Raw genomic sequence first — 22,853 nt, 5'->3', positions numbered from 1 at the left:
ACCCACACCGATTCCGACAACGCCCCACAACACCAGCACCGCAAACCTACGTAGGAATCAACCTCCCCGAACCAAACAAACAACCAACCCACTGACTCCACACAGCTTGACAGCCTGCGCTTTTGGCGCGTTCCTCTCTCACGTCCTGCAGGTTTTGGCGCGTTCCTCTCTCACGTCCAACGGCTTTTGGCGCGTTCCTCTCTCACGTCCTGCCGCTTTTGGCGCGTTCCTCTCTCACGTCCTACAGCCGAAAACCCTGGATGGGGTTCATGATGTGAGAGAAGGTTGGGCAATTCGGGTGATGATGTGAGAGAGCATCCGACTTGGCACTGGCAGCCTGGACTCGCTGACGGCAACACGATTCACTGGAACACGCCACTGGACTTTACACACGTAACCAAACACGGAACCAAAACGGAACCAAAAACGGAACCCAGCCAACGGACCACACGGAACCAGGAGCCACGCAATGAGCACGGAACAGCACACCCTGACCATGATCCGCGAGTTCGACGCCCCGCGTGAGCGGATCTTCGACGCCTGGATGGACCCCGATCAGCTGACCAAGTGGTTCGGGCCCGTGGAAGTGGACGCGCCACGCGACAAGATCATCGTGGAGCCCCGCGTAGGCGGAATCTGGCAAGTGGTCATGGCATGGACGGACGACGAGGGGGAGCAGGAAGCTCCCATCGAAGCTGTCATCACGGAGCTGGACGCTCCTGCCCTGTTGGTGGCAAGAGCAAAGGCTGCTCCCGACGCAGATCATGAGTACGAGGAAATGCACCTCGAATTCGAAGACCTCAATGGACGCACCCGGATGCATCTCACCCAAGGCCCCTTCGCATCGGAAGAATGGGTGGAAATGACACGGGACGGCTGGGGAACCTCGTTCGACAAGCTGGACGCGTTGTTGGACTAAATCGCTCTTGATACGTCATCAAAGTCAGGGCCGATTCAGGGCAGACCCTTAGGCTTAATGTCGGTCCGGCAAGGGAGAATTGAGACTATGAAAACGCTGCTCAACATCATTTGGCTGGTCTTCGGTGGTTTCTGGTTGGCATTGGGCTATTTCGCAGCAGGCATTATCTGTTGCGTGCTCATTGTGACCATTCCTTGGGGCATCGCTTCGTTCCGGATCGGCGCCTATTGCTTGTGGCCGTTTGGCCGGATGGTGGTGGAGAAGCCCGGCGGAACGGGTGTCTTCGCACTTCTGGGCAACGTGATTTGGTTGCTCGTGGCGGGTATCTGGATAGCGATCGGCCACGTGGTCACTGCTTTCGCCATGGCCATCACCATCATCGGTATTCCGCTGGCAATCGCCAACCTGAAGCTGATCCCGGTGTCGCTGATGCCTCTCGGCAAGCAGATCGTGCCGACCAACCAGCCGTTCGTCAGCACCTATCGCTGAGGTGATCCGCTCCATTTAGACGACTCGCAGCCCGGCAGACGATTCCTACCGTCTGGCCTGCAGCGAGTCGTCTAACCGGTGGCACGAACGCCCTGAAAAGCCCCATCCGTCAGCAAGGCGACCATCGTGCTGCCATCCAACTCGGCGGCGATTGCCACGTCCTCAACGAAGCCCCCATCGATCAGTTCCCGCCCGCTGGAGCAGCCGCGCAGCACCGAGGCCAGCTTGGGCTCGGCGGCGTCGAAGGCCGCGGCCGCAGATCCGGCTTCCGGCGAGAAATTGCCGCGCCCCGATCCTGCTAGTCCGGCGATGAAGGCTCCGAGCTCGTCCTCCAAAGCTGGCCGCAACGAACCGTTGGTCCACTTCTCACCTGCGGCGATGACAGCAATTACGGCGTCATCCGGCAGGTTCGCATGGACCCAGTCGGCGGTCGCCGCGGCGTTGCGTAGGCACACAGCCACTACTTGCCGGGCCGAGTCGGCGAGCTCATGGCTGAGCGTCGAGCCGTTGGGCGAGGGCAGGACCACCCGCTCAAGATGCGGCGCATGACGCAAACTCGCTGGAGACAAACTCAACCCCTCCCCGCCACGCGGCCCGGCCAAGGCAGCGTGATGATGAGCGGCGAACTCACTCGCGGCAGCATCCCTCATCGGGTAGGGAAAAACGGCAGCCCCACGATCCACGGCGACGCTCACGCACGTCGTGAACGATAGAACGTCAACCACCACCGCAAGGTCCGCCCGAGGCACTATGGCGCGGGCGCCGTCGAGACCCCATTCAAACCGGACCGAGTACGGCAACTGCCGCTGGGGCGCTCCGGCTTCGCTCATGCGAGTTCGGCCGTGAGGTTGCGGCGGGCCGCATCGAGCCAAAGCGCCCTGGCCCGTTCGCCATGGAAGAGCGGGTCAAGTGACAGCAGATGACGCACGACGGCGGCACGCCCCTTGGCGAAGTCGTCGTCACTGACGTGAACGTAGTCTTCCCGGACGGCGGCCAGGTAACGGGCGTAAGACTGTTCGTCGCCCCCGAGGACGGAGAGATCAGCGTCGCAGAGGAGGGCTCCGGCATGGTCGTCGGGTTTGGGATTATGTTCGGATGTGAGCCGAACCAGTCGGGCTACCTCGGCGACGTCTTCCGGGGCAAGCCGCGCAGCAGTCAGCCGGTCCTCGGCAAGGAGTGCGGACTCTTCCTCGTCCTGCCCTGCGACGCCTTCATAGACGGCGTCGTGGAACCAGGCCGCGAGTGTGACTGTGCGGGCAGGGAGGGCCGGCTCCGTCAAAATGTCCAGGGCTTCGAGGACGGCGAGCAAATGGGTCCGGCTGTGGTACTTACGGCTGGCGTCCCCCCACCTTTCCAGGAGCTCCAGGCCGAGTTCCTCGTGTCCCGGGTAGGTACTGTTCCAGCGCTCCATCAAGGGAACGGTGAGGGCTTTGCTGCGTTCGCGCGCTGGTATGCGAAGGCCGCTTGCGATGAGTTTCCGCACCAGCACCCTTGCCTCCACGGGAATGGCGCCAGCCGCGACGAGGTCATTGTAGCGACGTTCAGGAACGTCGTAGTGGTCGCCGTCGAACGCCCTTTCGGGAACTCCGGCCGCCGCGGCGAAAGCGTGGAGCTCGTCCAAGGACTTGTCCGATACCAGATGCGAAAACACTGTGCCGTGGGCGGGCCAAAGGGGCGGATCGACATATACGGCCATGGCCAAAGTGTAAGCCAAACGATCCTTCCCAGTTACCGGTCATCGGAGCGGCTACCGCCGAGCGTCCGCCCCGGAAACACAGGCTTCACTGCCGGTGTGGTTCACAGCAACTGGGAAGGAGCGTAGGAGTTCCTTGGCAACAGGGTACGGCTATGGCTCCGTCCCGGATAGACCACGACGGCGGCAGGTACCGCGCGCACGCCGCGAGCTTGCAAGTTGGCCAGCTATCCCATCATGGCTGCAGCCCTGGCCGAGGCCTCACGACGGATCTGTTGAACCGCGGCCACCTCGCTATCCAGCTCTTGCATCCGGGTGGTCAAGTATTTGTCCAACACCGTGTTCAGCTTGGCATCGAAGCCTGTGCTCTCCCGGCATGTCGCGTCGGTAACGGCAATCTTGAGTTCTTTCTGTCCACCTGCCGCGAGCCCGGCCGAAACTGCTTCACCCGGTGTGCTGTATGGAAATGCGGTAGTGGACATGCAGTCCTTCCAGCCGTTCACGGCAGCTTGGATGCCCGGGTCCTCCACGGCGGCCTGGGTTGCTACCAGGACAGAGTTGTAGGCCAGGCCTGTTGCCCGCATGTAGTCGTTGGCATTGGCGTAGATGGCCGTGATGCCCTCCCCTGTGCACCCCCCGGCAAGCATGCCCGTTCCACTTGAGGACTGAACCATGTTTTCTTCCTGGGGTTCGCCGCCATGCAGTGCCTTCTGGAAGCCAGGATCCGCGAATAGCTTGCCCAAATCGGAATCCGGGGCAGGCTCACCCGGTCCCCTCGGCTTCGTCACCGAGTATCCGGAGGCCCTGGCGTCCTCAACTGTGAGGGTGTTGAAGCCAATGGCGTTTTTCAGATCGACCTTTTCCTGCCCTGCAGAGGCAGGCGTGTAGTCGTAGCCCGCCTTTGCCATGCACCGCCGGACGGCTTCCGCCAGCCCCTTCTCGGCCATGGCGTCGGCTGAGGCAAACTGCTCCGCAGTCCAAGTGATCCCTGAGACCGGACGCTCTGCAGCCTTGGTAAGTATGGACGAGACTCCCGGAGTTGCGGCGGCTGCGAGCGTTGCCGCTGCACCGGCTGCAAGAATCAGTGCCCCCACGGTTTTCTTTTTCACTGTTTCTCCTTGGTACGGGGAATGATCGATTTTTGGCAAAGCTGTAGCAGGACTCTGGCGGATGCCAGGACGTGAGCCCGGTTGAATTAACCGAGCAAGCTGTTTTCGTAGGCGAACGCGACGAGCTGGATCCGGTTTTTGAGCTTGAGCTTGGAGAGGATGCTGCCGACGTGGGACTTCACGGTGGCGTCACTGAGCACCAGTGATGTGGCAATTTCTCCGTTGGCGAGTCCTTTCGCCGCCAACATGAAGACGTCGCGTTCCCGCACGGACAGGGGCTCAAGGACTGTTAAGTTGGCCCGCGACGGCGTGGTGTAGTCGCGCAGGAGTTCGTTGGTTGCAGCTGGCGCCATCACAGCGTGGCCCGCATGCACTGTCCGGATTGTTGCCAGCAGGAACTCGGGCGTCGCGTCTTTGGTGAGGAATCCGCCAGCTCCTGCCTGGATGGCTCGAACCACGGCTTCATCGTGCTGAATGGTGGTGAGCACTATGACTTTCGTTCGCCCGGTCTCTTCTGTGATGCTTCGGGTCGCACTGATCCCGTCCATGACCGGCATGCGGATGTCCATGAGCATCACGTCGGGCTCCACCTGCGCCGCTAGTTTAACGGCCTGCTTACCGTCCGTGGCTTCTCCCACCACTTCGAGGTCGGGCTGGCTGCGGAGGATCATCTTCAGCCCTGCACTGAACAACGGCTGATCGTCCACCAAGGCCACACGGATCTTGTTCCCATTCACGGTAGGATCGCCTCCACTTCGAAGAGTTGGCCTTCGGTGACCGTTGTCAGTTTGCCGCCGGCCGCCGTCGCGCGTTCCCGCATCCCGGGCAGGCCCCTGCCGGTTCCCGACGCCGGAACTGAAGTGCCGCCGACTACCAGCCTTGAGCGGATCCTTAGACGCAATCCACTTGCCTCGCGCTCGGCCGTGACGGTAGCGCCCGCTGAGCGGTCACCGTGTTTGAACGCATTCGTCAGGCTCTCCTGGACGATTCTGTAAACAGTGAGGTTCTCCACGGGTGAGAGTCCTTCCAACCCGGCAGTCTGGATTTCCACCGGCATCCCGCTGTCTTTGAGCCGTTCCACGAGTGCGTGGAGATCCGCGGCACCCGGAGCTGGTTCCTCAAGTTCGGAACCGTAGCTTTGGACCAGTCGCCGGGTTTCCTGCAGCGCGGTCCTGGCCGCCGACGCGATGATTCCGGCAGCTTCTTCCACCGATTCCGGTTCCGTCCTGTGCGCGTACCGGATGCCTTCGGCCTGTGCGGTGATGACGGCCAGCGAGTGGGCCAGGACATCGTGTAATTCCCGGGCGATCCTGTTGCGCTCCTGTTCGATGGCAAGGGCCACGGCGGTTGACTCCAGACGCAATTCGGCGCGTTCCTTGGCCTGCCGATTGGTGGCTGCCTGCCGTGCCGCCGCCGCCGCTGCCCACCCGGCCAGGTTGAGCGCGGAGAAGGAGGCGAAGACGAGGAAAGCGTAGACCGCGATGCGCAGCGTGCCTGCCTCCGCCAGTTGCTTCCCGAACACGAAGTTGATCCATGTGGTGTCTGCGAACCAGTTCACTGTAATCAAAGCCGATGCGGCCAAGGCGGCAAGCGGCACGGGCCACCGCTGCGGCTCCCGCCAGGCGAGTGTTGCGAAGAAGAAGAGGAGAGGTAGGGCGACGTAGGGCGTGGCCCCCGAGAACATGACCGAGGGGAAGGCTCCCATCGCCTGAAGCCCCAAGGCCCCGAAAGCGAAGATGATTGCCGGCACCGGAATGAGTTCGGCTGCTGCTACTGCCGCCGTCAGGGCGATCAACATGGCACTGGCAGGGTTGAAGCCGCGCTCCTCAAGAATCATCAGCGCAACCAGCATGGCAACGGCCGCACCTGGAGCCGCTGCGGGGCGGAGTGACTGACTTCTCGTGAGCATGTCTCCAACCCTAGGGTGCCGGCTGCATGCGCTGGCGCAGTTTTGGCCAGGTTCAACCGCGCGGGGGAGCAAGTTCGTCCGATGTGCTGACATGAGCATTTACGAGGGCGACCCTCACCGGGAGCTGCTCAGTGAATCCATGGCGGTCCAGCCTGCGACCCAACTGTCATATTGCGTTTTACGGAGGAATCACCCACCAAGATCCGCATCTGCGGAACTAGACTCATTCCATGCCGCAAATACGGATTTCCGAAGCAGCCCGTTTTCTCGGTGTCAGCGACGACACTGTGAGGCGCTGGACCGAGAACGGAACACTCACGGCCCGGAAGGATGCCGCGGGCCGGCTCGCCGTGGACGGGCTGGAACTTGCCAAGGTTGCCCGCGATCAGTCCCACCTTCCGGATGACCCCGCCCGCACAGGCAGTTCGGCCCGGAACCGCTTCGTCGGACTGGTCACGGGCATCACAGCAGACAAGGTCATGGCCCAGGTCGAACTCCAATGCGGGCCCTTCCGGGTGGTGTCGCTCATGAGCAGCGAAGCCGTGCGCGAGCTGGGCCTGGAACTTGGGTCAGTGGCTACGGCGGTTGTGAAGGCCACTACTGTCATCATCGAAACGCCGCAGGGAAAGAGCATCGTATGAAGCTCACACGCACCACAAGCGCCCTCTTTGCCGCGGTAGCCGCAGTAGCCCTGGCGGCAGGCCTTGCCGGCTGTGCTTCCAACACCACAGGCCCAGCGGCAACCGGGAATCAACCCGGTGGCACGATCACAATCTTCGCTGCGGCGTCCCTCAAAGCAACGTTCACCCAACTGGCCCAGGACTTCGAAGCCAAAAACCCTGGCACAACAGTGAACCTCAGCTTCGCCGGTTCCTCAGACTTGGCCACGCAGATCACCCAGGGCGCCCCGGCTGATGTGTTTGCCTCCGCTGACAACAAGAACATGACGAAACTGGCCGACGCGAAGCTCCTGGATGGCACAGCCCAAAACTTCGCCACGAACGTACTGGAGATCGCCGTCCCGCCCAGCAACCCGGCGTCGATCTCTTCCTTCGCGGACCTGTCCAAACCAGGCGTCAAAGTTGTGGTCTGCGCCAGCCAGGTTCCTTGCGGTGCGGCCACGGAGACCATAGAGAAGGCCTCGGGGACCACCCTGGCCCCCGTCAGCGAAGAGTCGTCAGTCAGCGACGTGCTCGGCAAGGTGGTCTCGCAGGAAGCGGACGCCGGACTGGTTTATGTCACGGACATCAAGGGTGCCGGGAGCAAGGTCAAGGGCATCCCATTCCCGGAGTCCGCCAAGGCCGTCAACACCTACCCGATAGCCACAGTGGGCAGTAGCAAGAACAAGGAGCTCGCCCGCGCCTTCATTGCCATGGTCGCCGGAAGCGAAGGCCAGAAGGTCCTCAGCGACGCTGGCTTCGGCCCCTCATAGGGATGTCAATGAGAAATCCCGCCTCCGGCTACCAGGGCATCCCACGGTGGATCTACGTGATCGCCACTGTGGGCGGATTGTTGGTGGTACTTCCCCTGCTCGCGATGCTGGTGCGCGTGAACTGGTCCCAGTTCCTTCCGCTCATCACCTCCCAGTCGTCCCTCGATGCGTTGGGCCTGAGCCTTAGGACGTCAGCAGCAAGCACTCTGTTGTGCATAGTGCTAGGTGTGCCGTTGGCCCTCGTCCTGGCCCGCGGGGAGTTTCCCGGGCAGAGGCTGTTGCGCTCCTTGGTGCTGTTGCCGCTCGTGCTGCCGCCCGTCGTCGGAGGTATTGCGTTGCTCTACACATTCGGGCGGCAAGGCTTGCTGGGGAAGTCGCTCGAAATGGCCGGAATTCAGATCGCGTTTTCCACTACCGCCGTGGTGCTTGCACAAGCATTCGTGGCGTTGCCCTTCCTGGTAGTGAGCCTCGAAGGCGCCCTGCGGACCGCCGGAAGCAAGTACGAGGCCGTGGCGGCGACCCTGGGCGCCCGGCCAACCACGGTGCTGCGCCGCGTCACACTACCCTTGGTGCTGCCAGGGCTCGCGTCGGGCGCCGTTTTGTCCTTCGCGCGCAGCCTCGGCGAGTTTGGCGCTACCCTGACCTTCGCCGGCAGCTTGCAAGGCGTCACGCGCACCCTCCCCTTGGAGATTTACCTTCAGCGCGAAACTGACGCCAACGCCGCCGTCGCCCTGTCTCTGGTTTTGGTGGCGGTGGCCGCGGCAGTAGTCGGCCTCAGTTATGGTCGGCGCCCCAGCGCTGGTGGAAGCGCCCGTCCGGACGTCCAGCCATGACGTTTGAACTGGAAGCGAGCCTTCGATCCCGCAACTTCGACATGTCGATCAAACTTTCCGACGGCGAAACGCTAGCCATTCTCGGTCCCAACGGCGCCGGAAAATCAACGCTTCTTGGCGTGATTTCGGGTCTGCTGCGGCCGGATTCGGGACGTGCACAAATTGGCGGCAGGCAGCTTTTTGACCTCGACGGCGGCAACCACCGGTGGAGTGCCCCGCACCTGCGCGGTACTGCGCTGCTCGCCCAGGAGGCGTTGCTGTTTCCGCACCTGAGCGTGCTGGAAAATGTCGCCTTTGGGCCGCGCAGCAAGGGCGCATCGAAGGCTGCGGCCGGCGAAACCGCGCGGCTGTGGCTGACAGAGGTGGAAGCCATTCACCTCGAATCCCGTAAGCCGGCAGAGCTGTCTGGTGGTCAAGCGCAACGCGTGGCCGTAGCCCGCGCGCTCGCCGCCGAGCCCGAGTTGCTGCTCCTCGATGAGCCAATGTCAGCCTTGGATATCCACGCGGCGCCGCTGCTGCGCCGCGTCCTCAAACGGGTCCTGGCCGGACGCAACGCCATCATCGTCACGCACGACGTCCTGGACGCCTACATGCTCGCCGATCGCGTCGTCGTCGTAGAGAACGGGCGCATTTCCGAGGAGGGCCCAACCCGCCAAGTTCTCGAACGCCCTCGAAGCCACTTTGCAGCCGGACTTGCGGGGCTCAACCTCGTCAGCGGAATGATCACAGAGCAGGGAATCACGACGCCGGATGGCCGGCTTTTCGCCGGACAACACGATCCCGAGTGGTCACCTGCTCCCGGCCAGGAAGGCGTGGCGGCCTTTCCGCCGTCGGCCGTTTCCGTTTTCCTTGGCGACGTCCACGGAAGCCCGCGCAACTCGTTTCCCGTAACGATCAGGGATCTGGAGCCGCACGGCGACCAGATCCGCGTCAGGGCGGCCGGTTCGGGTACGGGGGAGCGCGGCACGTTGTCAGCCGATATCACTCCTGCGGCCTCTGCCGATCTCGGTCTGGTGCCCGGCATGAACGTGCGGTTCGTCGTGAAGTCCGCGCTGGTTTCGATCTATCCCGCCTGAGGCCTACTCCCGGTACAGACGCTCCGCGTAACCGGGCCCGTAGTAGGTTTCAAGGTCCTCCAGGGGAGCCTCGGGCTGGACATAGGTTTTGGAGAGCATCGCGATGCTCGGCAGGCCCTCGGAGTCCCAGGTTGCCGGTTCCCACAAGCCGCTGCGCATGAACGCTTTGCCGCAGTGCGTGAATACTTCTTCCACGGAGACCACGACGGCGGCGCGCGGCCGGTGGCCTTTGACCGTCATCTTCTCGAAGAAGTCGGCGTCGCTGACGACGCGTGCCGTTCCGTTGATTCGCAGCGTGTCCGTGCGTCCAGGAACCACGGACAAAATCCCGACGTTCGGGTTTTCCAGGATGTTGCGAAAGCCGAAGGCGAGCTTGTTTCCTGGGCGCTCCGGGATGGCAATAGTGGAGTCATCCAGGACCTCGATGAATCCTGCAGGGTCGCCCTTTGGTGACGCGTCCACCCGGCCTTGGGCATCCGCCGTCGAGATGACGCAGAAGGGACTGGCGGCCAGCCACTGCCGGTCGAAATCACTCAGTGAAGTGCGCACTTTTCGGCGCACGCGATCCAGGGGTAGACCGATCAATTGTTCCAGTTGTTCCACGGTGGAGATTGATTCCATGGCCTCAGCCTACGGGTGAGGGCTTCTGGCCCCCTGTTATTCACATAGCTCTGGTTTTGTCTGGACAGGGGTTTCGCCGTGGGCAAACATGGAAGGCAGTGGACCACAAAGCAAAGTTGAGCGTAGTAGACTCAACTTTAAAAGTATTGGTCTCACTCCAGAAAGGGAGCTCTCTTTGGACGTCAAATTCACTACCAAAAGCCAGGAGGCCCTTTCTGCGGCCGCCATGAACGCTTCCACTGCGGGGAACCCGCAATTGGAGCCGGCGCACCTGCTGAAGGCCCTCATGGACCAACGCGAGGGCGTTGCTGTTGCTCTCCTGCGCGCCACAGGTGCTGATCCGGATGCTGTCAGTGTTCAGGCCAGTTCGGCCATCAAGGCGCTGCCGTCCTCGTCGGGAAGCTCGGTCCAGCAAGCCCAGCTCTCCCGGCAGTCCATGCAGGCCATCCAGGCTGCCCAAAACGAAGCCGACAAACTCGGTGACTCCTTCGTCTCCACCGAGCACCTGTTGCTGGGGCTCTCCGCCGGTAGTGACGCCGTCGGAAAGTTAATGCGCGACGCCGGCGCCTCCCATGAAGCGTTACTCGCCGCCCTGCCGGGTGTCCGCGGCGACCGAAAGGTCAACTCGCCGGATCCCGAGAATACGTTCCAGGCCTTGGAGAAGTTCGGCACGGACCTTACTGCCATCGCCCGTTCCGGGAAGCTGGATCCGGTGATCGGGCGCGACAGCGAGATCCGACGCGTGGTTCAGGTCCTGAGCCGGCGCACCAAGAACAATCCTGTGCTCATTGGTGAGCCTGGCGTTGGCAAAACCGCAGTCGTTGAAGGCCTCGCCCAACGCATGGTTGCGGGCGACGTCCCGGAGAGCCTCCGTGGCAAGACCCTCATTGCCTTGGATATGGCCTCCATGGTTGCTGGTGCCAAATACCGAGGCGAGTTCGAGGAGCGGCTCAAGGCGGTTCTTGAGGAGATCAAGAACTCCAATGGCCAGATCGTCACGTTCATTGATGAAATCCACACGGTTGTTGGCGCTGGTGCAACGGGTGACAGTGCAATGGATGCGGGCAACATGCTTAAGCCGATGTTGGCCCGTGGCGAGCTGCGCCTCATTGGTGCCACCACGCTGGACGAGTACCGCGAAAACATCGAGAAGGACCCTGCCTTGGAGCGCCGTTTCCAGCAGGTCTACGTGGGCGAGCCCAGCGTCGAGGACACCATCGGCATTCTGCGTGGGCTGAAGGAACGGTACGAAGCTCACCACAAGGTGGCTATCGCCGACTCCGCCTTGGTCGCAGCAGCAACCCTGTCCAACCGCTACATCTCTGGCCGTCAGCTTCCGGACAAAGCGATCGACCTCGTGGATGAGGCCGCATCCCGGCTTCGCATGGAGATTGACTCAGCGCCGGAGGAGATCGATCAGCTCCGCCGTTCCGTCGACCGCTTGACCATGGAAGAACTGGCCCTTCAGGGCGAGACCGATCCTGCTTCCGTTGAGCGGCTGGCCGCCCTCCGCGCGGACATGGCGGACAAGAAGGAAGCACTCCGGGCCCTCAACGCCCGTTGGGAAGCCGAGAAGGCCGGACTCAACCGGGTCGGTGACCTCAAAGCGAAGATCGACGAGCTGCGATCTGCCGCCGAAAAGTACCAGCGCGAAGGCGACCTTGAGTCGGCCTCGCGGATACTTTATGGCGAGCTGCCTGCCCTTGAACGTGAGCTCAATGCGGCTGCCGAGGAGGAGTCCGCCCGGGGCGATGCAAAACCGGACCTCATGGTTGCGGAAGATGTGACCGCAGACGATATTGCCGAGGTCATCTCCGCGTGGACTGGCATCCCCGCCGGGCGCATGCTGCAGGGTGAATCCCAAAAGCTGCTGCACATGGAAGAAGAACTCGGCAAGCGCCTGATCGGCCAAACCAAGGCCGTGCAGGCAGTTTCGGACGCCGTCCGCCGTGCGCGAGCGGGCATTAGCGACCCCAACCGGCCCACGGGCTCCTTCCTGTTCCTGGGTCCAACCGGCGTCGGCAAGACCGAGCTGGCAAAGGCCTTGGCCGACTTCCTCTTTGACGATGAACGCGCCATGATCCGGATCGACATGTCCGAGTATGGAGAGAAGCACTCTGTAGCGCGCCTGGTCGGTGCCCCTCCGGGATATGTCGGCTACGAGGAAGGCGGCCAGCTGACGGAAGCCGTTCGTCGTCGCCCGTACTCTGTTGTGCTTCTCGACGAGGTGGAAAAGGCCCATCCAGAGGTGTTCGACATCCTCCTGCAGGTTCTGGATGATGGCCGCCTCACAGACGGTCAAGGGCGGACTGTGGACTTCCGCAATACGATCCTGGTGCTGACGTCCAACTCCGGAAGCCAGTTCCTGGTGGACCCGTCCCTGGATGACAAAGCCAAGCGTGATGCCGTCATGGCGGTGGTGCAGGCCTCGTTCAAGCCGGAGTTCCTGAACCGTTTGGATGAGATCGTTCTGTTCGACCCCCTGTCCGTGGACGAGCTTGCCCGGATCGTGGAGCTGCACGTTGCCGAACTCACCAAGCGACTGCGGGACCGCCGCCTGACCCTCGAGGTAACCGACGGAGCCCGCGCCTGGCTCGCGATGTCCGGCTATGACTCCGCGTACGGTGCACGACCCCTGCGGCGCCTTGTCCAGCGCGAGATCGGCGATCGCTTGGCCAAGGAAATCCTTGCCGGAACGATCACCGATGGCGACACCGTTTTGGTCGATACTGCGGCCGACCTTGATGAACTCACCATTGATGGACTCGAGTCACTGACAGGTCCCGACGGCGGTCCGTCCGTGGGCACAGGCCTACTGGTTCGGAAGAAGTAACTCGGGAGCTACCTACTGAGGAGGTCTTCCTTGATGGTGTTGCCCGAATCCACAACGATGAAGCAATCAACGCGGCGGTCGCCCCGATCCCAACTGGTGGTGCTCGGGTAGACGTTCTGCTGAAGCAGTACGTACTTATCGGCCGCCTCGTGATTCAGCTTTACGTTGCCGCAGACTTCACGGCCCTTGTCCTTCAGCGCGTTCGTGCCGGGAAAGGAATCATCCGCAGGGTATATGTGGACGGCGCCCAGTTGGGCTGAATGCTCCGTGTCACAGGGAACGGCCCTGGCCTTGGGAGCATTGGGGTCGAAGTCTGCAAAGCAATCGCCTACCTGGAAGTCCTTGGCTTCTGTATCCCGTGGTAACGGGCCAAGGCTCACGGTGGGGCTCGGGGTAGTGACCACAGCCTGCGGCCGGGTACCCAACAGGTTCAACAGCACCCAGATCACGACACCGATGAGCACCAGGACACCCACCACGATTCCGCCGATGACAAGCCGCTGGCGTTTCACAGGGTCCCCGTGCGGAGGGTTTTGAGGATCCTGGGCGGGATCCCCTGGCTGGTAGGGACCGGGTGGCTGGTAGGGGCCTGCTGGCTGGGCCGGATGCTTTGGCTGGTCAGGATATTCTGGCTGGCCTGTGGGCTCTGGCTGGCCGGAATAAGCGGGCAGCGCAGGATCAGGCTGGTCGCTGGGATTGGGCACGAAGTCCGGGTCAAGGTCGGGCGCAGGATCGGGCTGGAGGCCTGAAGCCTCGGGCTGTGTTCCCGAAGGTTGCTTCGGCTGCTCTCCGGGGGCCTGCGGCGGCTGCTCTCCGGGGGCCTGCGGCGGCGTGGGCGGTACCTTGGGCGCAGGCGGCACTCCGGCCTCGCCTTTATCCCGCGGTGAATCATCACGTGGTGGGGTGTTGTCCTCGCTCATATCCCGGAGTCTGCCTTCCTGCTTTGGAGCCGCATTGAGGCAGACTCTACCCAATTTTTGGGTGTATTGGAGGTGGTGGGGAGCGGTTTGGGGTGCAGTTGTACTCGACGTAGGCTCAAGGTGGCACACAGGCACCCCCGAAAGCATGTAATCTAGACATACGACAAATTGACCAAACATTCCGGGGCCTCACCGATAGCCAAGGTGACCACCTCCGGTCCAAGTACAAAAGGGGGTCACGCCATGGGGCGCGGCCGTCAAAAGGCAAAAGCTACCAAGCAGGCTCGGGACATCAAGTACTACTCCCCGAACACTGACTACTCGGCACTTGAGCGTGAGCTCACGGGCCCATCCAGTCGTGTAAAGAGCCACTTCCCCGAAGATCCCCCGGAGCCGGACTACTCGGCTTATGAGGACAAGTACGCGGAAGACGATGACGACGAGGTAGACACCCGCCGTATCGGCTAGCTGTCGCAAACAATCGGTGCCTCTGGCGCTGACATGCGTACCGCCGTCGTACATTAAGGTCGTCGCGCATCTCCGGATGCCGAATATCTCTGAAAGAGGCCCGTAGGGCACGCCAGTCGTTGGTGTACCCGCGGGCCTCTTTTTTGTCTGGAAATTTGGTATACCAATTTGTAAAAACCATTGCACGCAACCCCTGTCGGGTCTACAGTCTCTCTCAGGTATCGACTCTTTATGACGGTCATGAGGATTTCGAAATACCAGGCTGCGGCCGGTAGGAGGCATAAATGGGACGGACGATACACATTGAGGACAAGTTTCCCGATGTCATCTTTCATAACGGAAACGTTCTGGCGGGGCCGTCGAGCACAAAGGGGCCAGTATCGGCCATTGCCATAGCCGACCAATGGATTGTCTATGCAGGCAATGACATTGAAGCGCTGGGCATGGCAGGACCTGACACCAGGAAAGTGGATCTACGCGGTCGGTTTGTCTGTCCGGGTTTCCACGACTCCCACAACCACATGTTGTCCACAGGTATGGGGATGCTGCTGCCTTCCTTGGCCCGCGCCAGTACAGTCGCGGAACTCTTGGATGTCGTTCAGCGGCAAGTAGAAACCGTCGAATCCGGGGCGTGGGTAGCAACCGCAAGTGACTGGCATGAAAGCGGATTGGCTGAGGGCAGAATGCCAACGCGGATCGAGCTTGATGCCGTGGCCCCCAAGAATCCGGTGATCCTCCGCCGGGGAGGACACAACGTTGTGCTGAACTCCCTGGCCATGTCGTTGTTCGGTATAGGGGACGACAGCCTTGCGCCCGAGGGCGCCAGCTACATTCGCGACAACGGGAAGCTCACCGGCCAGATCGTAGGGAGCGCGCACGTTGCAGGTTTGCTGAACCAGTTGCCTAAACCGAGCATGGATGACTATCGTGCAGCGCTGGAGGAAGTCCAGAAACGGTATGCCGCGGCGGGCATTACTTCAGTCATCGATCCCGGGCTGACCTTGGATGAAATGGCTGCCTATAAAGCTATCTACGGGGAGGGAGCGCAGAAGGTCCGGGTATCCATGATGTGGAAGCTTCCGACGCCGGCTGGCACAGCTGACGAGGCAGTCGACCTCCTCGATTCCGGTGCGGTAACAGCACAGCTCGATGACGTCTGGCTTCGTACCTTGGGCGTGAAGGTTTGTGTGGATGGCGGTGTAGAAACGGGCTTCTACCGCGATCCTTATGAACGGCAGGACGACCCCGAATTCCCGCGTGGCAAATCGTTCCAATCGGCAGCTGAGCTGGAAGCCATTTGCGTGGCGGCCAATCGTGCGAACCTTCCAGTAGGTGCGCACTGCGTTGGCGACGCTGGTATTGATATGGCCCTTGATGCCTTTGAGGCAGCCCATGCGTTGAGCCCCATCTCTGATGCCCGATGGACCCTCATTCACATGCTGTACCCCAACGATGATCACTGGAACAGGTTGAATGCCTTGGGTGTGGGGGTGGCCGCACAGGAACCGCTCCACTTTGCCCTGGGTGGCGGATTCGTCGAGTATCTGGGACGGGAAAGAGCGGCAAATATCGCGCCCCTGTCGCAGTATCTTTCCCGCGTCAACGTGCCCGTTGGTGGAGGTTCGGATAGCCCCGTGGCGCCCTTCGAGCCTCTTCGCGGCATGTCGAGTTCCGTCACCCGGCGTAGCCGCTCGGCGGGAGTGCTGGGCCTCGAATGGGCCATCAGCACATCGGAAGCCTTAGCAATGTATACCCACGGCAGCGCTTGGTGCGCAGCCGAGGAGCACAGAACGGGAACTCTCCGCGCGGGAATGCTCGCGGACCTCGTCGTCCTCTCCGACGATCCGCGGGCCGTGGAACCCGAGGAAATTCCAAGTATTGAAGTGGAACTGACCATGGCGGCCGGCACCATCACCCACGGTTCGCTGGGTTACTAGTCCACAACCACTCTTCCCCAACGCTGCCGGACATCCGCACGGCGGCTGATCTTCCGCGCCCTCGAAAGGAATCATCATGCTTGAATCCAGTACGCCCACTGGGACGCCCTTTCCGCCAGTGGCGACAGGCAAGGGTCTGTCACGCTGGCTGGTCATTATTCTCGCTTTTCTTGCCGTGCTGCTCGACGGTTTCGATACAGCCTCCTTGGGCCTTGCGGTGCCGGGCTTGGCCAAGAACTGGTCTCTGTCGCCCGCAGCCTTCGCTGCCCCACTGATCGCCACAAACGCCGGAGTGGTGGCGGGCTATATGCTCTCCGGACGGCTATCCCTTCGGTTTGGGTTGCGTCGCATGTTGCTTGCGGGTGTGGTGGTATTTGCCCTGGGGTCCGCTCTGACTGCCGTGTCTTCAGGGATTCCCTTCATGACGATTGCCCGTTTCTTGACAGGGGTCGGATTGGGAGCTGTCCTACCGTCAGCTATCTCGCTCGCGACAACAGGCAGGGACGGAGGTCAGCGCGAAAGGATTGCCGTTTTCGTGACCATGGGCCTGTCTGCGGGGTCTTTGGCGGCCGGTTTGAGCGGAGGAAAGCTGATCAGTGAGCTGGGATGGCAGTCCATCTTCTGGCTCGGGGCGGTGCTTCCCATCATCCTGGTGCCTGTCATGTGGTTTGGGATCAGCGAGGCGGATGCGCCCAGACCGTCGCCGAAGGCAGGCCAAGAGACTGTCCAGAGCCTGTTCCGGCGTGGTTTCGCGTTGCCCACTGTGCTTCTCTGGCTCTTTGCTTTTCTGATCTTCGCCACGTTCTACGCGTTCTCGTCGTGGCTCCCAACTCTGCTCACAAACTTCGGGCTGGATCTTGCCATGGCTCCCCTCGGGGCAGCCTCGCTGGGTATTGGCGGAATCTTGGGAGCGCTCTTACTCATGATCTTTTCGGTGCGATTCAAGACCAGTTGGATGCTGGTCGTGGCGGCGTCTGTGGCCATTGGCTTCCTGCTCATGATTGCCTTGGGGCAACCCGGCCAATGGCAGCTCCTACTCCTGTTCGCGGGAGTCGGCATGGGGCTGGCCAGCAGCATGGTGGGGCAAGCTGCGGTGGCCGTGTCCGTTTATCCCGCCACGTCACGTACTTCCGGCGTCGCATGGGCCGCTGCGCTGGGCCGTTTGGGATCGATTGCCGGGCCCGCATTGGGCGGCATCCTGCTGTCGGCAGGCCAATCACCGCAGAATATCGTCCTTGCGGTCTGCGTTCCAGTTTTTCTGGCCGTAGTCGTCATGACGGCGTTGTCCAGGCGCCTGTCGCGCCAGACCACGGAAGACGCCGTCGAACCTGTTCGGCTGCCCGGGTAATCAGGCGCACGTCTGGCGCAAGCAGTGGAAGCGCCATAGCGTAGTCCCCATGGACTCCGACGCGGGGTCACTTAGGGCCCATTCCAGGCCTCAACATGGGCCGTATGTGACCCCGCGTTGCTAGGAAAGGGAACGGCATGCCGGTGGTCGAGAGTTACAAGCAGGGGACTCCGTGTTGGGTGGACCTGTCCTCCACCGACGTCGAGGTCTCCAAGAAGTTTTACACTGAGCTCTTTGGCTGGGAATTGGATCCCATGGACGCCGGTAACGGCATGACATACTACATGGCGAAGCTCCACGGACGGAAGGTTGCCGGCATGATGCAGCAAATGCCGGATGCTCCGGAGGGAATGCCGTCCTATTGGGCCAACTACATAGCCGTCGACTCCGCGGATGACGCGGCGGAACGGGCTGTGGCCGCTGGAGGGTCCATCTTGTTCGAGCCCGACGACGTGCCGAACGGCAGCGGTCGGATGTTCTTCGCCATAGATCCTACGGGGGCACAGATCGGCTTCTGGGAAGCTGGAACCCATCCCGGATCCGGCCTGGTCAATGAGCCCGGCACCATGATTTGGAATGAACTACAGACTGACGACGTCCCCAAAGCCGTGAAGTTCTACGAGGCCGTGACGGGGTGCAGCAGCGAAACCGCACCAGCAGGAGATCTTCAGGAATACACCAGCCTGCTGGTGGATGAAAAGCGGATTGCCGGTGCCCTGAAGTTGCCGATTGAAGGACTCTCGCCTTTCTGGATGACGTATTTCGGCGTCGAGGACGTGGATGCCGGAGTGGCACGGGCTGTTGAGCTTGGAGCACACGTCATCGCTCCGGCTTTCGATGTTCCAGGCATCGGGCGAATGGCTGTGCTCATGGACCCGGCCGGCGCCGCATTCAGCATCATGACAGGACTTGCCGTATGACTTCCCGGACCCATTATTCAAGCGGAGAACCCTGCTGGGCCGATCTGCAGACCCCCGATGTTTCCGCGGCCAAGGAGTTCTACGGCAAGCTGTTCGACTGGACCTTCACTGACCTGCCCACCCCTGACGGCCGAAGTTACGCGCAGGCGTTTGTCGGCAAGGATCTGGTGGCGGTCATCGCTCCGCAGAATCCCATGCAGGAGGCTGCCGGCAAAATTGGCCAATGGAACATCTATCTCGCTGCAACGGACGCTGAGGAGATAGCGGAAGACGCCGTCCATGCTGGTGGGAAGCTCGCATTCGGCCCGGAGCAAGTGGCCGATACAGGCGTCCTGGCATTCATCGAGCCACCCGGCGGCGGGACCACGGGGATCTGGCAAGCGGGTACCCACATTGGAAGCCATCTGTTCAATGAGGCCGGCGCCCTGGCTTGGGCTGAGCTGCTGACTCCAGAACCTCAAGCAGCCATCGCGTTTTTCCAGGAGCTTTTCGGACATGAAGTCACCGAATATCCCCAGGACGACGGCGGCAGCTACAGCACGCTGATGGTCAAAGGCGGGGAAGTGGCGGGGGTTGTCCCTGCCGAAGAGGGCGAAGAAGCCGGTTGGCAGATCTATTTCGGCGTGGCGGATGTTCGTAAAGCCGCCGAAGCAGCGCTAGCCGCAGGTGGAGTGGTGCTCGTGGAGCCGGAAGACAAGCCTGAACCAGGATCTCTGGCTACCATCCAGGATCCCCAGGGCGGCGTTCTCAGCTTGATCCAGGTCTGAACGTCCAGGCGCCGGAGGGAAATCCCGGCAGCTTTGGGATGTCGGCTCGGGGGAGGATGTGGCGTTCTGACCGTGTTTGAGCCAGGACATCCCAGGACTCGCCGGGGGGTGCGGCGTGTCGGCAGGCCTGAACGATCAAAAAGGGTCAGGACCATACAAGCAGCAAAAACAAAAGAGCGGCCGTGCAGTTGAGTTCAACTGTCCGGCCGCTCTTTCACTAAGAGGAAACGCGCCTAGGCGTAGGCGTTCACCAAACGTACGGCACCGCCGTCGACACCCTTGGCGCCCTGGACGTAGTCCGGTCCGGTCTTGTCGATGGAGCCTGAATCCGCAGTAACCGTACCCATGATCCAGGACGGCAGGCCGCGCTCGTTGAGGCGTGCCACGGCAGCGTCAGCGGCTTCCGGGGACACGATGGCTACCATGCCGACGCCGAGGTTCAGCGTGCGCTCAAGGTCGGCGAGGGGCACGTTGCCAAGCTCGGAAACCAGCTTGAAGATCGCCGGCAGTTCCCACGTGTTGCGGTCAACTGTGGCCACCAGACCCTGTGGGAGGACACGCGCCAGGTTGGCAGCGAGGCCACCACCGGTGACGTGGCTGAAGCCGTGGACAGCCGCTCCGGCCGAAACCGGGAAGGTGCGGGCCAAGTCCAGGCAGTCGGCCGCATAGACGCGGGTCGGCTCAAGGAGCTCTTCGCCAAGTGTGCGGCCGAGCTCGGAAACCTGGCGGTCCAAGGCCCAACCGGCGTGGTTGATAACGCGGCGGACCAGGGAGTAGCCGTTGGAGTGCAGACCCGAGGAAGCCATGCCGATCACCACATCGCCGGCACGGACGCGGTCCGGACCGAGCAAGGCGTCAGCTTCGACAACACCCGTAGCGGCACCGGCGACGTCGTATTCGTGCTCACCCAGCAGGCCCGGGTGCTCAGCGGTCTCGCCGCCAACCAGGGCGGTGCCGGCAACGGAGCAAGCAGCTGCGATACCGCGGACGATGTCCGCAATGCGTTCCGGGACAACCTTGCCGCAAGCGATGTAGTCCGTCATGTAGAGGGGCTCAGCACCAACCACAACGATGTCGTCCACAACCATGCCCACGAGGTCGAAACCGATGGTGTCGTGGATGTCCATGGCCTGCGCAATGGCAACCTTGGTTCCCACGCCGTCAGTGGACGTGGCCAGCAACGGCTTCTTGTAGGTGAGCAGCTTCGAGACGTCGTACAGGCCAGCGAAACCGCCGACGCCGCCAATCACCGAGGCGTTGTGGGTCGCCTTGACGGCGTCCTTCATGAGCTCGACTGCGCGGTCTCCCGCTTCGACGTCGACACCCGCGGAGGCGTAGGTGATGCCTGTTGAATTCGGTGTGCTTCCAGCGGCGGGGTTTGCGGAGGTCATACAGACTCTTTCTTGTCGGCGTCGGTCAAACGATCAGCGTCGGTCAGCAGGTTCTCGAATTCAGCGTCCGGGCCCGGATCGCAGCCCGTAGCTCCGGGCTTCTCGGCCGGATCCTCGATGTCATCGGTGGACTCAGCAGCGGGGGGCAAACCGCCGAGGTCCGTGCGCTCCAGCAGGTTCTTGCCCAGCTTGTCAGCATGCGGCAGCTCAATCGGGTACTTGCCGGTGAAGCAAGCCGTGCAGAGGCGCTCGCGCGGCTGCTGGGTTGCGCCGATCATGCCGTCTTCGGAAATGTAAGCCAGCGAGTCGGCACCGATTGCCTGGGAGATTTCCTCGATGGTGGCGCCGTTGGCGATCAGCTCTGCACGCGAGGCGAAGTCGATGCCGTAGAAGCAGGGCCACTGGACCGGGGGAGAAGAAATCTTCACGTGGACAGCCGCGGCACCTGCTTCGCGGAGCATCCTTACGATGGCGCGTTGCGTGTTGCCACGGACAATCGAGTCATCCACCACAACAACGCGCTTGCCCCGGATGACTGATTCCAAGGCGTTGAGCTTCAGGCGGATGCCCAACTGGCGCAGGGTCTGCGATGGCTGGATGAAGGTGCGCCCCACGTAGGCGTTCTTGACGAAGCCATGTGCGAAGGGGATGCCGGACTGCTCGGCATAACCAACTGCGGCTGGCGTGCCCGATTCCGGGACCGGAATGACGATGTCGGCCTCGTGGGTGTTCTCGCGGGCCAGCTGGCGGCCCATTTCAACACGGGCTTCGTACACGGAGCGGCCGGCAATAGCAGCATCCGGCCGGGCAAGGTAAACGTATTCGAAGACACAGCCAGCGGGGGTTGCCTCGGCAAAACGCTGGGAGCGGACTCCGTCCTCGTCGATGGCAATGAACTCGCCGGGCTCGATCTCACGGATGAAGCTCGCACCAACCGTGGCAAGGCCAGCTTGCTCGGAAGCTACAACCCAACCGCGCTCCAGGCGGCCCAGGCACAGCGGCCGGATGCCGTACGTATCGCGGGCGGCGTAGAGGGTTCCTTCATCCATGAAGACGAAGCAGAAGCCACCCTTGATCTTCGGCAGCAGCTCCAGAGCGGTCTGCTCCAGGGTTTTGCCCTCCTCGCCCTCAAGGAGTGCGGTCACCAAGGCGGTGTCCGAGGTGTTGCCCTGCTTCATTTCACCGGTCAACTGGCCATCGTTGCGCTCGAGGATCATTTCCCGGAGTTCAGCAGTGTTGGTCAGGTTGCCGTTGTGGGCCAAGGCAACCGTGCCGGTCGCGGTTGCGCCCAAGGTGGGCTGCGCATTGGCCCAATGGCTTGCACCAGTGGTGGAGTACCGGCAGTGGCCAACGGCCAGGTGTCCGGTAAGGGTGTTCAGGGTTGTCTCATCGAAGACCTGGGATACAAGGCCCATGTCCTTATAGACATTGATGCGCTTGCCGTCACTGGTAGCAATACCAGCCGACTCTTGTCCGCGGTGCTGCAGCGCATACAGCCCGTAATAGGTGAGTTTTGCTACTTCTTCACCGGGAGCCCAGACCCCAAAGACGCCACAAGCGTCCTGAGGGCCTTTTTCGCCGGGGAGAAGATCATGAGAAAGTTTTCCGTCGCCACGTGCCACTGGTCGATTGTCTCATGTTGTGGCCGTGGTAAGTTCCCGCTCCGGCTTTGTGACCCCATGAACACGCCCGATTCGGCCAAAATGCGGTGTGTCTCACAGTGGTACCCCCGAAAGCGGTGCGCTGGGCTGGGTGCCTAGCGACCGCCGTCGTGCTCTGGACCCTCATCCGGGACCGAATCCGGAACGGCCTCCACTACTGCCCGCTTGGACCGCTTGACGCTGATCCGGTCCAGGACCAGGGCGAGGATGGAGAACAGGATGACGCCGCCGGAAACGCAGGCCACCAGGAAGAAACCGAAGACGGTGTTGGCGTCGAAAGCGGGGTCCGCGGGACGGCCGTACGCGATGAAGGCGGCGGCGATTGCACCCACAATGGCACCGAGAATCATGAACGGAACGAACCTGGGTGCGCGGCGAACTGTAATTTCGCGGCGGGCAGTGCCATTTCCGGATTGGGCGTTGGTGTCCTCAGAAGCCATGCCTTCCAGCCTACCGTTCCGGGTTTGTGTACAGATAATGCCCCTCAGATTGCTCTGGCGGGGCATTAGCTGCAAACAAATTGGGCA

The 22,853-nt window shown here is 62.0% G+C and carries 22 protein-coding genes; 12 read left to right on the top strand and 10 right to left on the bottom strand.

The features are described 5' to 3' along the window. The first annotated feature begins 469 nt into the window (after positions 1–469). Both KSW38_RS19505 and KSW38_RS19500 read left to right on the top strand, forming a co-directional pair. Positions 470–919 (top strand): SRPBCC family protein, encoded by a 450-nt coding sequence (locus KSW38_RS19505; RefSeq protein ID WP_216926601.1) that lies wholly within the window; start codon positions 470–472, stop codon positions 917–919. An 87-nt stretch (positions 920–1,006) separates the two neighbouring features. After that, positions 1,007–1,408, top strand: a complete 402-nt coding sequence (locus KSW38_RS19500; RefSeq protein ID WP_216926600.1) for a YccF domain-containing protein — start codon at positions 1,007–1,009, stop codon at positions 1,406–1,408. Positions 1,409–1,479: 71 nt separating this feature from the next. Here KSW38_RS19500 and KSW38_RS19495 read toward each other — a convergent pair whose 3' ends face one another. From KSW38_RS19495 to KSW38_RS19475, 5 genes are all read right to left on the bottom strand, one after another. After that, positions 1,480–2,238 (bottom strand): 2-phosphosulfolactate phosphatase, encoded by a 759-nt coding sequence (locus tag KSW38_RS19495; protein ID WP_216926599.1) that lies wholly within the window; start codon positions 2,236–2,238, stop codon positions 1,480–1,482. Further along, complete coding sequence (locus tag KSW38_RS19490) at positions 2,235–3,104, bottom strand: DUF4031 domain-containing protein (protein ID WP_216926598.1); 870 nt, start codon at positions 3,102–3,104, stop codon at positions 2,235–2,237. Before KSW38_RS19490 ends, KSW38_RS19495 begins: the two co-directional genes overlap by 4 nt. A 224-nt stretch (positions 3,105–3,328) precedes the next feature. Further along, positions 3,329–4,210: a hypothetical protein gene (locus KSW38_RS19485; RefSeq protein ID WP_216926597.1), complete on the bottom strand. Its 882-nt coding sequence runs from the start codon at positions 4,208–4,210 to the stop codon at positions 3,329–3,331. Between the two features lie 86 nt (positions 4,211–4,296). Beyond that, positions 4,297–4,947 (bottom strand): response regulator, encoded by a 651-nt coding sequence (locus KSW38_RS19480; protein ID WP_216926596.1) that lies wholly within the window; start codon positions 4,945–4,947, stop codon positions 4,297–4,299. After that, positions 4,944–6,119 carry a sensor histidine kinase gene (locus KSW38_RS19475; protein WP_216926595.1) on the bottom strand — a complete coding sequence of 392 codons (1,176 nt, stop codon included), beginning with the start codon at positions 6,117–6,119 and terminating at the stop codon, positions 4,944–4,946. The genes KSW38_RS19480 and KSW38_RS19475 overlap by 4 nt, the downstream gene beginning before the upstream one ends. 230 nt (positions 6,120–6,349) lie before the next feature. Here KSW38_RS19475 and KSW38_RS19470 point away from each other — a divergent pair, with 230 nt between their 5' ends. From KSW38_RS19470 to KSW38_RS19455, 4 genes are read left to right on the top strand one after another with little or no spacing between them, the layout of a single operon-like run. Next, positions 6,350–6,760 (top strand): TOBE domain-containing protein, encoded by a 411-nt coding sequence (locus tag KSW38_RS19470; RefSeq protein ID WP_216926594.1) that lies wholly within the window; start codon positions 6,350–6,352, stop codon positions 6,758–6,760. Then, positions 6,757–7,551 (top strand): molybdate ABC transporter substrate-binding protein, encoded by a 795-nt coding sequence (modA, locus tag KSW38_RS19465; RefSeq protein WP_216926593.1) that lies wholly within the window; start codon positions 6,757–6,759, stop codon positions 7,549–7,551. The genes KSW38_RS19470 and modA overlap by 4 nt, the downstream gene beginning before the upstream one ends. 8 nt (positions 7,552–7,559) lie before the next feature. Continuing rightward, positions 7,560–8,384 carry an ABC transporter permease gene (locus tag KSW38_RS19460; RefSeq protein ID WP_216926592.1) on the top strand — a complete coding sequence of 275 codons (825 nt, stop codon included), beginning with the start codon at positions 7,560–7,562 and terminating at the stop codon, positions 8,382–8,384. Beyond that, positions 8,381–9,460 (top strand): sulfate/molybdate ABC transporter ATP-binding protein, encoded by a 1,080-nt coding sequence (locus KSW38_RS19455; protein ID WP_216926591.1) that lies wholly within the window; start codon positions 8,381–8,383, stop codon positions 9,458–9,460. Before KSW38_RS19460 ends, KSW38_RS19455 begins: the two co-directional genes overlap by 4 nt. 3 nt (positions 9,461–9,463) lie before the next feature. Here the strand turns inward: KSW38_RS19455 and KSW38_RS19450 are convergent, their stop codons facing one another. Further along, the gene (locus KSW38_RS19450) at positions 9,464–10,081 is read right to left on the bottom strand and encodes an MSMEG_1061 family FMN-dependent PPOX-type flavoprotein (protein WP_216926590.1); all 618 of its coding nucleotides are present in this window, start codon (positions 10,079–10,081) and stop codon (positions 9,464–9,466) included. A gap of 175 nt (positions 10,082–10,256) precedes the next feature. On the opposite strand from KSW38_RS19450, the gene clpB reads away from it, so the two are divergent. Next, on the top strand, positions 10,257–12,914 hold the full coding sequence (gene clpB / locus KSW38_RS19445) for an ATP-dependent chaperone ClpB (protein ID WP_216926589.1): 2,658 nt from the start codon (positions 10,257–10,259) through the stop codon (positions 12,912–12,914). Positions 12,915–12,922: 8 nt separating this feature from the next. Here the strand turns inward: clpB and KSW38_RS19440 are convergent, their stop codons facing one another. Then, positions 12,923–13,834: a hypothetical protein gene (locus KSW38_RS19440; protein ID WP_254186713.1), complete on the bottom strand. Its 912-nt coding sequence runs from the start codon at positions 13,832–13,834 to the stop codon at positions 12,923–12,925. Between the two features lie 243 nt (positions 13,835–14,077). On the opposite strand from KSW38_RS19440, the gene KSW38_RS19435 reads away from it, so the two are divergent. From KSW38_RS19435 to KSW38_RS19415, 5 genes are all read left to right on the top strand, one after another. Next, a complete protein-coding gene (locus tag KSW38_RS19435; protein WP_024818182.1) occupies positions 14,078–14,302 on the top strand; it encodes a DUF3073 domain-containing protein in 225 nt (74 codons plus the stop codon). Between the two features lie 284 nt (positions 14,303–14,586). Beyond that, the gene (locus KSW38_RS19430; protein ID WP_216926587.1) at positions 14,587–16,239 is read left to right on the top strand and encodes an amidohydrolase; all 1,653 of its coding nucleotides are present in this window, start codon (positions 14,587–14,589) and stop codon (positions 16,237–16,239) included. Between the two features lie 76 nt (positions 16,240–16,315). Further along, positions 16,316–17,587, top strand: a complete 1,272-nt coding sequence (locus tag KSW38_RS19425; RefSeq protein WP_216926586.1) for an MFS transporter — start codon at positions 16,316–16,318, stop codon at positions 17,585–17,587. Positions 17,588–17,724: 137 nt separating this feature from the next. Continuing rightward, on the top strand, positions 17,725–18,507 hold the full coding sequence (locus KSW38_RS19420) for a VOC family protein (protein ID WP_216926585.1): 783 nt from the start codon (positions 17,725–17,727) through the stop codon (positions 18,505–18,507). Continuing rightward, complete coding sequence (locus KSW38_RS19415; RefSeq protein ID WP_216926584.1) at positions 18,504–19,274, top strand: VOC family protein; 771 nt, start codon at positions 18,504–18,506, stop codon at positions 19,272–19,274. The genes KSW38_RS19420 and KSW38_RS19415 overlap by 4 nt, the downstream gene beginning before the upstream one ends. A 233-nt stretch (positions 19,275–19,507) precedes the next feature. Here the strand turns inward: KSW38_RS19415 and purM are convergent, their stop codons facing one another. From purM to KSW38_RS19400, 3 genes are all read right to left on the bottom strand, one after another. After that, entirely contained in the window at positions 19,508–20,665 is a 1,158-nt protein-coding gene (gene purM / locus KSW38_RS19410; RefSeq protein WP_216926583.1) for a phosphoribosylformylglycinamidine cyclo-ligase, read from the bottom strand. After that, positions 20,662–22,287, bottom strand: a complete 1,626-nt coding sequence (gene purF / locus KSW38_RS19405) for an amidophosphoribosyltransferase (protein WP_216926582.1) — start codon at positions 22,285–22,287, stop codon at positions 20,662–20,664. Before purF ends, purM begins: the two co-directional genes overlap by 4 nt. A 134-nt stretch (positions 22,288–22,421) precedes the next feature. After that, complete coding sequence (locus KSW38_RS19400) at positions 22,422–22,766, bottom strand: hypothetical protein (protein WP_216926581.1); 345 nt, start codon at positions 22,764–22,766, stop codon at positions 22,422–22,424. Between the last annotated feature and the right edge of the window lie 87 nt (positions 22,767–22,853).

It is taken from the genome of Paenarthrobacter aromaticivorans (genome assembly GCF_019038615.1).
Classification (GTDB): Bacteria; Actinomycetota; Actinomycetes; order Actinomycetales; family Micrococcaceae; genus Arthrobacter; species Arthrobacter aromaticivorans.
Note: the sequence above shows the minus strand (reverse complement) of the source record. Positions and strands in the feature narration are given on the sequence as shown.

What these genes read in the sequence shown, in the direction of transcription:
- KSW38_RS19505 (WP_216926601.1), top strand. Translation starts at nt 470, where the DNA reads ATGAGCACGGAACAGCACACCCTGACCATGATCCGCGAGTTCGACGCC.
- KSW38_RS19500 (WP_216926600.1), top strand. Translation starts at nt 1,007, where the DNA reads ATGAAAACGCTGCTCAACATCATTTGGCTGGTCTTCGGTGGTTTCTGG.
- KSW38_RS19495 (WP_216926599.1), bottom strand. Translation starts at nt 2,238, where the DNA reads ATGAGCGAAGCCGGAGCGCCCCAGCGGCAGTTGCCGTACTCGGTCCGG.
- KSW38_RS19490 (WP_216926598.1), bottom strand. Translation starts at nt 3,104, where the DNA reads ATGGCCGTATATGTCGATCCGCCCCTTTGGCCCGCCCACGGCACAGTG.
- KSW38_RS19475 (WP_216926595.1), bottom strand. Translation starts at nt 6,119, where the DNA reads ATGCTCACGAGAAGTCAGTCACTCCGCCCCGCAGCGGCTCCAGGTGCG.
- KSW38_RS19470 (WP_216926594.1), top strand. Translation starts at nt 6,350, where the DNA reads ATGCCGCAAATACGGATTTCCGAAGCAGCCCGTTTTCTCGGTGTCAGC.
- modA (WP_216926593.1), top strand. Translation starts at nt 6,757, where the DNA reads ATGAAGCTCACACGCACCACAAGCGCCCTCTTTGCCGCGGTAGCCGCA.
- KSW38_RS19460 (WP_216926592.1), top strand. Translation starts at nt 7,560, where the DNA reads ATGAGAAATCCCGCCTCCGGCTACCAGGGCATCCCACGGTGGATCTAC.
- KSW38_RS19455 (WP_216926591.1), top strand. Translation starts at nt 8,381, where the DNA reads ATGACGTTTGAACTGGAAGCGAGCCTTCGATCCCGCAACTTCGACATG.
- KSW38_RS19450 (WP_216926590.1), bottom strand. Translation starts at nt 10,081, where the DNA reads ATGGAATCAATCTCCACCGTGGAACAACTGGAACAATTGATCGGTCTA.
- KSW38_RS19440 (WP_254186713.1), bottom strand. Translation starts at nt 13,834, where the DNA reads ATGAGCGAGGACAACACCCCACCACGTGATGATTCACCGCGGGATAAA.
- KSW38_RS19435 (WP_024818182.1), top strand. Translation starts at nt 14,078, where the DNA reads ATGGGGCGCGGCCGTCAAAAGGCAAAAGCTACCAAGCAGGCTCGGGAC.
- KSW38_RS19430 (WP_216926587.1), top strand. Translation starts at nt 14,587, where the DNA reads ATGGGACGGACGATACACATTGAGGACAAGTTTCCCGATGTCATCTTT.
- KSW38_RS19425 (WP_216926586.1), top strand. Translation starts at nt 16,316, where the DNA reads ATGCTTGAATCCAGTACGCCCACTGGGACGCCCTTTCCGCCAGTGGCG.
- KSW38_RS19420 (WP_216926585.1), top strand. Translation starts at nt 17,725, where the DNA reads ATGCCGGTGGTCGAGAGTTACAAGCAGGGGACTCCGTGTTGGGTGGAC.
- KSW38_RS19415 (WP_216926584.1), top strand. Translation starts at nt 18,504, where the DNA reads ATGACTTCCCGGACCCATTATTCAAGCGGAGAACCCTGCTGGGCCGAT.
- purM (WP_216926583.1), bottom strand. Translation starts at nt 20,665, where the DNA reads ATGACCTCCGCAAACCCCGCCGCTGGAAGCACACCGAATTCAACAGGC.
- KSW38_RS19400 (WP_216926581.1), bottom strand. Translation starts at nt 22,766, where the DNA reads ATGGCTTCTGAGGACACCAACGCCCAATCCGGAAATGGCACTGCCCGC.